The organism is Tropicimonas sp. IMCC6043 (assembly GCF_004146235.1).
Classification (GTDB): Bacteria; Pseudomonadota; Alphaproteobacteria; order Rhodobacterales; family Rhodobacteraceae; genus Tropicimonas.
Window position 1 is genome coordinate 1 of the sequence record NZ_SELO01000072.1, and the last position, 11,762, is coordinate 11,762.

The window sequence follows — 11,762 nt, forward strand, 5'->3', positions numbered from 1 at the left end:
GGCCCATGCGGTTCGGGCGGTCTTGTTGGCGATTGCCACCGTGACGAGCCTCGTTGGCTTGCGTTCCAGCAGGGATCGGACCCAGGCCCCGGTTCGTGTCTGGGTGGTTTCAGCCCGCCGCGTCACCTACGTGGCGCCAACGACCAGCAGGCGACGCAAGTAGCCGTTGCCCATCTTCGACACCCGCCCCAGCCGCTCCTTTCCACCGGATGAGTTCTGTCGTGGCACGAGCCCCAGCCAGGCCGCGAACTGCCGGCCCGAACGGAATACGGAGGGATCCGGAACGCTGACTGCGAGCGCCGTGGCGGTGATGATGCCCACGCCCGGGATCGTCTCGAGCCGCTGGCTTGCGGCGTTCTGCCGATGCCAGGTCATCAACTGCCGTTCCGTGTTGCGGATCGCTTCGGCGATGTGCTCGAGTTGCGCCCCCAATGCCAGAAGTGCGGAACGGGCGAGCGCCGGTAATCCGAAGCTATCCGGCCCGTTCAGCCGCCGTAGTAGTTCGGTTACTTTTCGAGGTCCCTGCGCCGCAATGATCCCGAACTCCGCAAGCTGGGCCCGGATCGCATTAAGGATCATCGTCCGCTGCCGCATCAGCAGATCGCGCGATCGATGCAGGACCAGGACGCTCTGCTGCTCTTCGGTTTTGGCGGGCACGAAGCGCATGTTCGGCCGCGTCACGGCCTCGCAGATCGCCTCGGCATCCGCCGCATCATTCTTCTGCCGCTTCACGTAAGGCTTCACATACGCGGGCGGGATCAGCCGCACGTCATGCCCGAGGGCCGCGATTTCCCGCGCCCAGAAGTGTGACGTCGGACATGCTTCCATGCCGATCAAGCAGCGCTCGAGCTTGCCGAGAAAATCGAGCACCGCGCCCCGCCGCAGTTTCTTCTGCAAAACCACAGTGCCATCAGCATCCACCCCGTAAAGCTGGAATACGGACTTGGCAAGATCGATCCCGAGCGTTGTAATCTCCATGTGGTCGGCTCCTCTCCTTTGTTGGCTTTCACACAATACCAACATGGCACAATGCGATGCCGTTCGGGTGGAGCCGTCCACACCATCAGATGAAATTCCCTTCGTTCTCGGTACGAATAACTGACGTGCAGGCCGGCGAGACCATCATACAGGACAGGGAAACCGCTCGATGGCGAAATAGACCGCTCACTCGCAGTTTTTGACCACTACAACGGTCAACTGCGAGCGATGGCTTCTTTTATGCGGGCTGAACGAGGCGCTTGCCAGCCTGGATGCCGAGTTCGAGGTGCTCCACACCAACTTCGGCCGTCCCTCGATTGTACCGGAACGGCTGATCCGGGCGAGCCTGACCCAAATCCTGATCTCGGTGCGCTCCGAGCGGCAATTGATGGAGTAGATCCAGTATAACCTCAAGTTCAGCTGGTTCGTGGGGCTCGGCATCGACGATCCCGTCTGAGTCCCGACCGTTTTTACCAAGAACCGCGACCGGCTGCTGACGAGCGACATGTCGCGTAAGGTGATGGCCGCGATACTGGCCCATCGCGAGGTCGCGCCGCTGCTGTCGGATGAGACTTTCTCGGTGGACGGCACCTCGGTGAAGGCCTTGGCCTAGATGAAGTGTTTCCAGTCCAAGGCGGGTGACAGGCCGCCCGACGACGATCCGGACGACCCGACAGGACCCGATGTTATCCCCGAACACCAGCCCGAACCGACCGAACCCGAGACCGCCCCAATGCCTTGCCCCAGCCACTCGAACCGCAATGCCGAGGTTGGCTTCCGGGGCGAGAAGCGGTCGAATCCCACCCATGTGTCCACGACCGACCCGGACGCACGCCTTTACAAGAAGTCGCCTGGCACCGGGGCAATGCTGTGCTTCATCGGCCATGCGCTGATGGAGAACCGCTCCGGCCTGACCGTGCAGGGAGACCTCACCCAAGCTGACGGCCATGCTGAACGGCGAGCGGCGCTCGACATGATCCACCGCCATTCCCCGGGATCGACCCGGCAAATAATCCTGGGCGCCGACAAGGGCTTCGACTCCGCCGGATTTGTAGCCGACCTTCGGCAAGCTTTCGTAACGCCCCATTTCGCCCAGAAATCGAGATATTCAGCAATCGACGGTCGCACCACCCGGCACAAGGGCTACGCCCAGTCCATCAGGCACCGCAAACGGATCGAGGATGCGTTCGGATGGGCAAAAACTGTCGGCGGTATGGCTCAAACCGTCTATCGAGGCGTCGAACGCTTGCGCTCCCGCTTCATCCTGACGATGGCCGCCAACAACCTCGCCAGACCGTCCCGGCTTCTGGCTGACGACGATCAGAAATGCCGCAAGACACACTGGCCTTCCGTGGCCAAGAACATGACGCCGACCACGCAGAAGGAGAAATGTTCTGGCTCGGCGACTATTTCAGCAACCTGCTTAAGGGCCGAAACGCACGCGATGAATAAGATGCCGGACTGGACTTAAGGGATCAAGCTGAAGCGCTACTTCTAATATGGCTGTGTCGATCAGGATCCCGAAACCGAGAATTACCAACTGGCGCTGAAGCTCTTCAGCCTTTGCGCCCGTTCTATGCCCGGTCTGACCGACATTCTACGCGTGGCGGACCTCGTTTTGGGCCGTCTCAGCCGCGCCACCGGCGAATCCATCAATCTCAGCGTTTTGGATTGTCACGAGAATTTCGTCACCTACATCCTCACTCATCCCTAATTTCCCGCCAGTTACGTATTGCATCGGTCGTCTGCCGAATTGTCGCGCAGAGCGTCCAATATGCAGGTAGGCTCCGGCACGAAGCTACAACGTGGCGCGGAATAAGGAGCGGTCTCACGGTCAATTCGGAAACTGGTTCGAATTTTTTTTCTTGGCAGCGCTACTGGCTGTGTTTCTGCGTAGCCTCCAGCGCCGCTTCCCACATGCCGGTTTCGTGCAGGAAATCGAAGATCGTGTAACGGCGACGAATGAACGGGGCAGCATTGGCGGAGCGACGCAGGTGCGCGTCGCTGACGCCGATCTCGGCCGCGGAGGCCGGTGCTCCGGCAGCCCGCAGCATCGCCGCCATCTCCTCGCGGCGATAGAGCCGGGCCTGAAGCTGGGCGCGCGCTTCATTCCAACCCTGCTTGACTGCCGCTATGCGCTCGGCGTGCAAATCGGGAGGCGCGTGTTTGGCTTCCAGTTCAACTCGGGCGCGTTCGGCAATGCGCGCATCGGCAATGGCGGCGTCGAGGGCGACAAGACGCTCCTCCAGCGATGGTGCGGCAGCGATGACCGCGTCCACGTCGAGCTGGGTGAGGTCCTGCGCGATCAGCCAGTCATAGAGCCCCAGTGTCGTCAGGCACCCGACCGCCACGGCCGCACCGTGGGAAACCTTGCGCCCCTGATGGTACAGGCCTTCCATTTCCCACAAATGCGCGAACTGGTGTTCCGCGCCCGAGGCCGGACGCGAGGAGGCGTGGAACTCCATCGCGAAGCCGACCGCCGTAAGACCCACGAAGAGCCGCGCCAGGCTGTCGGCGTCGCCCGAGGCAATCCCTTCGGAACCGGCGAGCCAGCCTTTCAGGTTATCCTGCACGAGCGGGAAGGTGAGATCGTCGAGCGGTTCGGCACCGACCAGATCGGCCAGAATCCAGTCGCCGCCCGTGGGAGATTTCCCGGCGAGGTCCGCATAACCCCAGCCATTCATCTCGGCAGGCGCGGCGGCGAGCACGTCCAGATCGGCGATCATGGCGATGGGCGCGCGCGTCGGGACCGTGATCTTGAAGCCGTCGCGCGCCAAGGGGGCGCCGGCGCTTGTGTAGCCGTCCATGGAGGCCGCCGTTGCGACGGTCAGGTACGGACGCTCGGTTTCGAAGGCCGCGAACTTGACGAGATCGTTGATGACGCCGGAACCCACCGAAACCGGAAACAGGTCCGGGTCTGCTGCGAGCGCGGCACGGAAAGGCTCGGCTTCCTCGACCGAGGCTTTCGGAAGAGGATCGCAGGGCTTGATCGCCGTTCGCACGGTAAAACCGGCGCCTTCAAAGGCAGCCATCGTTGCCGGGCCGGCGGCGCCGAAACCCGCCTCGTCGGCCATGACCAGCGCCTTGCGCGATTGCGCGAATTTCGCCGCGACATCCCCTGCCGCCGACAGGGTTCCATGCCCGATCAGAACCTCCTTCGTGACGCTGGAGCGTGCCACGGCCGGCGTGATCAGTGAGTTGATTTGTGCGCGCCAGGATGTCATTATGCCTGTCCTCCATCCGGTTTTTCTACTGTGAACGGCTGCGGTTGGCTAAGATAGACCCCGCAAACGAGGTCCCGGAAAACACGGTCCGCTGTCGAGTCATGCGATACGGCACCGGAGATGGAATTTACAGGGATTCCCGGCCGCACGGCTCCGAGTTGGGCCTGTTTGCCGCGTCATAACGGGAGACCGCTGGCAAAAGTTGCCTTCGCCACGATCCGGGAATAGGTCTCGGCGAAACCAGAAAAGGCGATTTCATGTCCATCACAACCGAACAGGCCTTTGCCTCCTACGAAGCGGCGCGGGCCAGACTGCCCCAACCGGCAAGCAAAGCCACATCGCGCCACGCCGAAACACTGGCCGAGATCGAGGATGATTTCGACGTGTTTCTTCTGGACGCGTTCGGCGTGTTGAATATCGGGGAAACGGCCATTGCCGGCTCGCCGGAGCGGGTTTTGGATCTCAAGGAAGCGGGCAAACGCGTGCTGGTGGTCTCGAACGCGGCGGGCTTTCCCCATTCTTTCCTGATACAGAAATATGCCGGGCTCGGGTATGATTTTGCACCGGAAGACGTGATCACCAGCCGCAAGGCGCTGCTTTCAGGTGTCCAATCGGAGGCATCACGCCGATGGGGCGTCATGGCGACGGAATCCCTCGGCCGGGAAGATCTGGAAGATCTCGATATCACCTACCTTGCGGAAGATCCCGCCGCCTATGCTAATGCCGAAGCCTTCCTGCTGATCGGTTCCGCAGCGTGGACAGAGGAACGCCATTCCATGCTGGAGGACGCCCTGCGCGCCAACCCGCGCGAGGTCTGGGTTGGCAACCCGGATATCGTTGCCCCGCGGGAAACGGGGTTTTCGCTCGAACCCGGCTATTTCGCCCATCGGCTGGCCGAGACGACCGGTATAGCGCCGCGGTTCTACGGCAAACCATTCGCGAATATCTACGATCTCGTCTTTGCCCGGCTAGGCAGCGAAATACGCCGCGACAGGATCCTGATGGTCGGCGACAGTCTCCACACGGATATACTTGGCGCGCAGACCGCCGGGGTCGCCTCGGCGCTGGTGGCGGATTACGGTTTCTTTGCAGGGTCCGACCCGCACCACGCTGTGGAAGCGGCCGGGATCGTGCCGGATTTCATCATTCGCCGGCCCTGAAGGCGGGGCATGGTGAATTGGGTCGACCGCACAAATGGCCGGAGGCCAACCGGGAAGACGGTTCACTTCGTTGCCGTGACGGCCATCCTGCAGTGTGCCATCAATAGGCCATGGCAATGAATCCCTATCTCAGATCCCTGCGTCCGGTGCAGATGCGGTTGGTGGCAGCGATCGCCCGTCATGGCCAGTTGAGCCTCGCTGCCGACATGTGCAGCATGTCGCTCCCTGCCGCATCGCGCATGCTGGCATCCATGGAGGCCCATCTGGGCGTGTCGCTGTTCGAACGTACCGCCAAGGGGATGCGGCTGACGCCAGCGGGGCAACTGCTCTCCCGGCACGCCCGTAAACTGGTGCACGATGTCGACCAGATGGCGCAGGAACTGACCGCGCATCTGGAAGGGCTTGGCGGTTCTGTCCGGGTTGGCGCTGTGACAGGCGGGGCGCTGTCCGCCGTCATTCCAGCCATCCTTGAACTCAAGCATAACGCGCCTCTGGTAGAAGTCTCGCTGGAGGTTTCCTCTTCCACACATCTCATGGAAGAACTCGAACGCGGCACGTACGACTTTGCGCTCTGCCGGCCCGGCGCGGAGACGGTCACGCAGGATTTCGAAATTGCCCGAGCCGGCAACGAGAACGTACAGCTGATGGTCAATCGAATCCACCCGCTGGCCAATGTTGACCGGGTCTCGCTGGAACAACTTGCGGACTATCCCTGGACCATGCAGGACCGGGGTGCGCCCCTTCGCCACGCGGTCGAGTCTGCGTTCCACGACGCGGGCGTCCACCTGCCGTCCAACTTGATCAAGACGTCCTCCGTGGTGACGATCATGGCGCTTCTGCGTGACTCTGACGTTGTCGCTGTGGTGACGCGCGAGGTCGCCGAACTTCTACTGTCGCCGCCCTTTAGTGCCGATTTGACACTCCTGCCGATGGATCAGGTGATCGACATCGAACCATATTACCTTTTGCGTCCGCGCGATCAAATCATGTCGGCTGCGGCGGAACGACTTATAAGGCTCATTCACCAACGGCTGGCGGTGTGAGGTGAGTTATCACTTTTGTTAACAAAAATCCGAATATCGTAAATTGATCGACAACCCTTTCTCTCCTTACTGTACGGCAAAAGGCAGATTCGCAGAGGGAGGAAACTGTGCAGGGCCACGCGACCATACATCGGGACTTTACCATTGCCTCCATTGATGACCGCCTCTACTCCGCGTTCATCGAGCATATGGGAAGGGCGATCTACACGGGTATCTACGAGCCCCACCATCCCACCGCGAATGCAGACGGTTTCCGCAAGGACGTGCTGGAGCTGGTCCGCGACCTGAAGATCCCAGCCATCCGCTACCCGGGCGGCAATTTCGTTTCCGCCTACAAGTGGGAAGACGGTGTCGGGCCGAAAGAGGACCGTCCGGTCCGTCTGGACCTTGCCTGGCGGTCGAAGGAGACAAACCAGGTCGGAATCAACGAATTCGCCCGGTGGGCAAAGGATGCCGATATCGAGATGATGCTGGCCGTGAACCTCGGTACACGCAGCATCGAGGACGCTCGCAATTTCGTTGAGTATTGCAACTTCCCGTCCGGTACATACTGGAGCGACCTCCGCCGGAGCCACGGTGCTGAGCAACCCCACGACGTGAAAATGTGGTGCCTTGGCAACGAGATGGATGGCCCCTGGCAGACCGGCCAGAAAACGGCCCGGGAATATGGCCACCTGGCCAACGAGACCGCCAAGGCGGTCAGGGCGTTCGGCAAGGATATAGAGACCGTCGTCTGCGGGTCCTCGAATGACGAGATGCCGACTTATCCCGACTGGGAACGGCAGGTCCTTGAGGAATGTTACGAGAACGTCAATTATATCTCGCTGCACAACTATTATGGCAACAACAGTCGCAACAGCCTGAATTTCTTTGCCAAGGTCGAGCGGACGGGGCGCTACATCCAGTCGGTCGCCGGCGCTATCGACTTCGTCAAGGCCAAGAAACGGGCAAAGAACGACGTCTTCATCTGCTTCGATGAATGGAACGTCTGGTATCACAACCGCGAACAGGACAGCAAAAACTGGTCCGAATGGGACTGGCCCGAAGCACCGGCGTTGCTCGAAGAGGACTACAACCTCGAAGACGCCATCTTCATCGGCTGCCTGCTGAACGAATTCATTCGCCGCTCGGACCGGGTGAAGATCGCCTGCATTGCCCAGCTCGTAAACGTCATTGCGCCGATCCGGGCCGAGAAGGGCGGGAAGGCCTGGGCCACTTCGATCTACTTCCCCTACCAGTTCGCGAGCCTTTATGGCCGTGGCACCGCGTTGAACGTGGCGGTGGACTGCCCGCGCTACGACGAGGAAGCGGCACAGGACGTCAAGTATCTCGACGTTTCTGCGGTGCTGGCGAAAGATGGTCGCTCGATGACGATTTTCGCGGTCAACCGGAGCCTGGACGAGACCATGTCGGTCGACATGGCCCTGCATGGTTTCGGAAATGCCCGGCTGATCGATCACCAGGTCCTCGGCGGAAATGCAAACGAAGCACGCGTTGCGAACACCAGCGCCGATCCGAACCGGATCAAGCCGCGCAAGGGCGAGAAGCTTGACGTCGTTGACGGAGCGGTCAAGGGAGAACTCCCGGCGTTCTCGTACAACATGATCCGGCTGGCACTGGACTGACAGGAACACGGGCGCAATTGAACGGGAGGACAGCAAGCATGGAGGGCACCGGCGTCAATCTCGATGCGGTAACCAAGACCTTCGGGATAGTCGACGTCATCCGTGGCGTCGACATGGAAATCAACAAGGGCGAGTTCGCGGTGTTTGTTGGCCCCTCGGGCTGCGGCAAGTCAACGCTCCTGCGAATGATCGCAGGTCTCGAGGAAACGACTTCGGGCAAGATCCGGATCGGTGAACGCGACGTGACCAACGAGGACCCCGCCAAGCGCGGCGTCGCCATGGTATTCCAGTCCTACGCGCTCTATCCGCACCTGACCGTGTTCGAGAACATGGCCTTCAGCCTGCGCCTCGCCCGCCGGCCGAAAGCCGAGATCATGCAAAAGGTTCACGAGGCCGCTGAGATCCTCAAGCTGACCGAGCAGCTTGAAAAGAAGCCCTCCGAGCTTTCCGGTGGCCAGCGTCAGCGCGTGGCCATCGGGCGCGCCATCGTGCGCGCGCCAGACGTGTTCCTCTTCGACGAGCCGCTGTCCAACCTCGATGCCGAGCTTCGGGTGCAGATGCGGCTGGAACTCGCGCGCCTGCACAAGGCGCTCGGCGTGACGATGATCTATGTCACCCATGACCAGGTCGAGGCGATGACGCTGGCGGACAAGATCTTTGTCCTGCAGGGCGGCTACGTCCAGCAATGGGGCGAACCGCTGGAGCTCTACGAGGACCCGTCCAATCGATTTGTCGCGGGCTTCATTGGCTCGCCGTCGATGAACTTCTTCAACGCAACCATCGCCGGACACACTGCGGACGGCATTTCCGCCAGGCTCGACGGGCAGCCCGATCTCGGTCTCGAGGTGCGGCTGTCGCAAGCACTCGAGGTCGGAGCGGAGATCGTTGTCGGAATCCGTCCCGAGCATCTGGCCCTGACCGACGGTCCGGGGCTTCGGGTAACGGTGGATGTCGCCGAGGAACTCGGTGGCATGTCCTATCAGCATGGCACGCTGGAGGGGGGCGATGCCGTGATTTTCCAGCAGTCCGGCGCCCGGCACGGACTGCGGGGCACCGTGCAGACCGTTGTGCCTGAACCGGGCAACATCTTTGCTTTCGATCGTGAGGGCGATCGCCTTCGCTGACCCCTGGAACCAATCTTGTCATCTGGAGGAGAGACAACATGAAGACCAAACTCGCTCAACTCGCGGCCACGGCCGCCTTGGCCATCGGCCTGTCGGGACCCGCCCTGGCGCAGGTCGAGGTTGAATGGTGGGACTTCCTCGCCGGCGGCGACGGCGTGCGGATGAAGGCGCTGATCGATCGGTTCAACGAGGAGCACCCCGATATCCAGATCAACGGCACCACGCTCGAGTGGGGCCTTCCGTTCTATACTAAGGTGCGCACATCGGTTGCCGTCGGGCAAGGACCCGACATCATGACCTATCACCTGTCGCGTATGCCGCTGGCGCTCGAAGAAGATGTCCTGTCGCCGATCACGGACGAGGACCTCGCCAAGGCAGAATTGTCGAAAGACGAGTTCTTCCCGGCCGCCATCGAAGCCGCATCGACCGATGACGGCCAGCTCATGGCTTTCCCGTTCGACATTCACGCGATCGTCACCTACTACAACAAGTCGGCGCTTGAAGGCACCGAATGGCTCGACGAGAACGGATTGCTGACCGGCATCAACTCGGTCGAGGACATGACCGCGCTGTTGACCTGGGCAAAGGAGAATGGTTTCTCCGATCCGCTCAGCTTCCAGAGTGAAGGCGGCGGCGGAACCTGGCGGATGTTCTACACGCTGTTCAAGCAGCAGGATGGTGATATCCTGAGCGATGGCGAAGTGCTTGCGGGCGATAACCTCGAGAAGGCCACCAATGCGATCCAGATCCTCGCGGACTGGCGTTTGGCCGGTCTGATCCCCGAGCAGGCCGCATACGAAGCCTCCGTGGCGCTCTTCTCCGGCAAGAAGGCCGTGCTGCACATCAATGGCGTCTGGGAAGTTCCGACCTTCAAGGACTCCGCAGAAGCGGGCACCCTGGGCTTCGACTGGTTCGCCGTGGAAGTGCCGCAGCTTCTCGACATGCCCGCGACCTGGGCCGACTCCCACGCCTTTGCCATCCCGAACGACCCAGACATGTCCGCGGAGATGCGGGATGCCGTCCTGACGGTTATCGGCTGGATGGAGAAGGAATCGCTGGCATGGGCTGGCGCCGGCCATATCCCGGCCTATGTCCCGACGGTCGAGAGCGACGAGTACAAGGCGCTTGAGCCGAACGCGACCTATGCCTCGCTCGCCGGCAACGCGGCCTTCGACCCGCGCTCAAAGATCGCAGGTGTTGCCTCGCCGATCTACGACGCTGTCGACAACCTGATCGCACCGGCCGTGCACGGTTTCCTCGAACCCGCAGATGCCGCGCAGCAGATGAAGGAACAGCTTCAGGCGCTGCTTGACTGATCATGACAGCCGCCGGGGCCACGTGTTTGGCCCCGGCGCGCAAAAACGGCCGGAGGAGGATCGGGATAATGCAGAACCAGCGCAGACGTCGTGAATTGCGCTCGGCGGCAATGCTCGTCGCGCCCTTTCTTTTCGTATTTACTGTGTTCTTCTTCTACCCGACCCTCAAGGTCATCACGCTCAGTTTCACCAACGCGCCGCTGATTGGCGAGGGCGAGTGGATCGGCTTCGACAACTACGTCAAGCTGCTGAGCGACAGGTTGTTCTATACCTCGATCTGGAACAACTTCTATTTCGTGCTTCTGACGGTCATCCCGACGACCGTGATCGCTCTGTTGATCGCGCTCGCGGTGGACCATCTGAAAGGGCGCGTGCAGGCACTGGTGCTGACGCTGTTCTTTCTGCCCTATGTCCTGCCGGTCTCCGTGGTGACCCTGATCTGGTCATGGATGCTCGATTTCCAGTTCGGCATTCTGCAACCGATGATCGAATTCTTCATCGGCCGCCCGGTCGCCGTATTCAAGGATCCGCACTGGGTGATGCCGATGATCGCGGTAGTTACGATCTGGTGGACCAACGGCTTCAACGTTTTGCTGTTCATTGCCGGGCTGCGGAACATTTCTCCGGATCTCTATGAGGCGGCGGCGCTCGATGGGGCAACCAATTGGCAGCGCTTCCGGCGTGTGACCTGGCCGCTCTTGTGGCCGGTGACGGCGCTGGTTCTGACGCTACAAATGATCTTGCAGCTTAAGCTCTTCGACCAGGTGTACTTGCTGTCGAATGGGGGGCCGTTCAATCAGTCCTATGTAGTCCTCCTGCAGATGTACCGTGAGGCGTTCCAGCTCAATCACGGCGGCTACGCATCCGCCATCGCCATGGTTCTGTTCCTGACGATCGTCATCGTCTCGGTGCTACAGTTCCAGCTCCTAAGGATGGGAGGCCGCAAATGACCGTGAAACGCGCACGCAACATTGCCTTTTCCGGCATCGTCCTGATCGCGGCCAGCATCTGGATCTTTCCTCTCTACTGGGCGCTGACAACATCACTTCGCAGCGAAGAACGTGTTGTTACCGATGCGGGTGTGTTGATCGACGAGTTGAACTTCAAAGCCTATATCGAGGTCCTGTCGAACTCGAAGCTGCCGCTCTGGTATATCAATTCTGTTGGCACCTCGGTCATCATCACCTTTGTCGTGCTGCTCTTCGGCATGATGTGCGCCTATGCGCTGTCGCAGCTGAACTTTCCGGGCCGCAGGCTGCTTTACCTGCTGGTTGTGGCAAGCTTCATGGTGC

7 protein-coding genes and 3 pseudogenes are annotated in these 11,762 nt (G+C 60.9%); 8 read left to right on the top strand and 2 right to left on the bottom strand.

What is annotated here, in order from left to right; all coding sequences use genetic code 11:
* Window positions 1–978: pseudogene (locus EU800_RS24560) on the bottom strand (IS110 family transposase); the annotation flags it as partial.
* 247 nt (window positions 979–1,225) lie between these two features.
* Here EU800_RS24560 and EU800_RS24565 point away from each other — a divergent pair.
* Window positions 1,226–2,290, top strand: a pseudogene (locus EU800_RS24565) (IS5 family transposase); the annotation flags it as partial.
* Window positions 2,291–2,852: 562 nt separating this feature from the next.
* Here the strand turns inward: EU800_RS24565 and EU800_RS24575 are convergent.
* Entirely contained in the window at window positions 2,853–4,202 is a 1,350-nt protein-coding gene (locus EU800_RS24575) for a sn-glycerol-1-phosphate dehydrogenase (protein ID WP_129636122.1), read from the bottom strand.
* Between the two features lie 257 nt (window positions 4,203–4,459).
* Between EU800_RS24575 and EU800_RS24580 the strand changes: the two genes are divergently transcribed.
* From EU800_RS24580 to EU800_RS24610, 7 genes and pseudogenes are all read left to right on the top strand, one after another.
* A complete protein-coding gene (locus tag EU800_RS24580; RefSeq protein ID WP_129636123.1) occupies window positions 4,460–5,362 on the top strand; it encodes an HAD-IIA family hydrolase in 903 nt (300 codons plus the stop codon).
* A gap of 116 nt (window positions 5,363–5,478) precedes the next feature.
* Entirely contained in the window at window positions 5,479–6,405 is a 927-nt protein-coding gene (locus tag EU800_RS24585) for a LysR family transcriptional regulator (RefSeq protein ID WP_129636124.1), read from the top strand.
* 107 nt (window positions 6,406–6,512) lie between these two features.
* Window positions 6,513–8,030, top strand: a complete 1,518-nt coding sequence (locus EU800_RS24590; protein ID WP_129636125.1) for an alpha-N-arabinofuranosidase — start codon at window positions 6,513–6,515, stop codon at window positions 8,028–8,030.
* Window positions 8,031–8,068: 38 nt separating this feature from the next.
* Complete coding sequence (locus EU800_RS24595) at window positions 8,069–9,154, top strand: ABC transporter ATP-binding protein (protein WP_129636126.1); 1,086 nt, start codon at window positions 8,069–8,071, stop codon at window positions 9,152–9,154.
* A 38-nt stretch (window positions 9,155–9,192) separates the two neighbouring features.
* Window positions 9,193–10,470: an extracellular solute-binding protein gene (locus tag EU800_RS24600; protein ID WP_129636127.1), complete on the top strand. Its 1,278-nt coding sequence runs from the start codon at window positions 9,193–9,195 to the stop codon at window positions 10,468–10,470.
* Window positions 10,471–10,538: 68 nt separating this feature from the next.
* Window positions 10,539–11,420: a carbohydrate ABC transporter permease gene (locus EU800_RS24605; RefSeq protein WP_129636128.1), complete on the top strand. Its 882-nt coding sequence runs from the start codon at window positions 10,539–10,541 to the stop codon at window positions 11,418–11,420.
* Window positions 11,417–11,762, top strand: a pseudogene (locus EU800_RS24610) (carbohydrate ABC transporter permease); the annotation flags it as partial. The gene EU800_RS24605 and the pseudogene EU800_RS24610, both read left to right, overlap by 4 nt.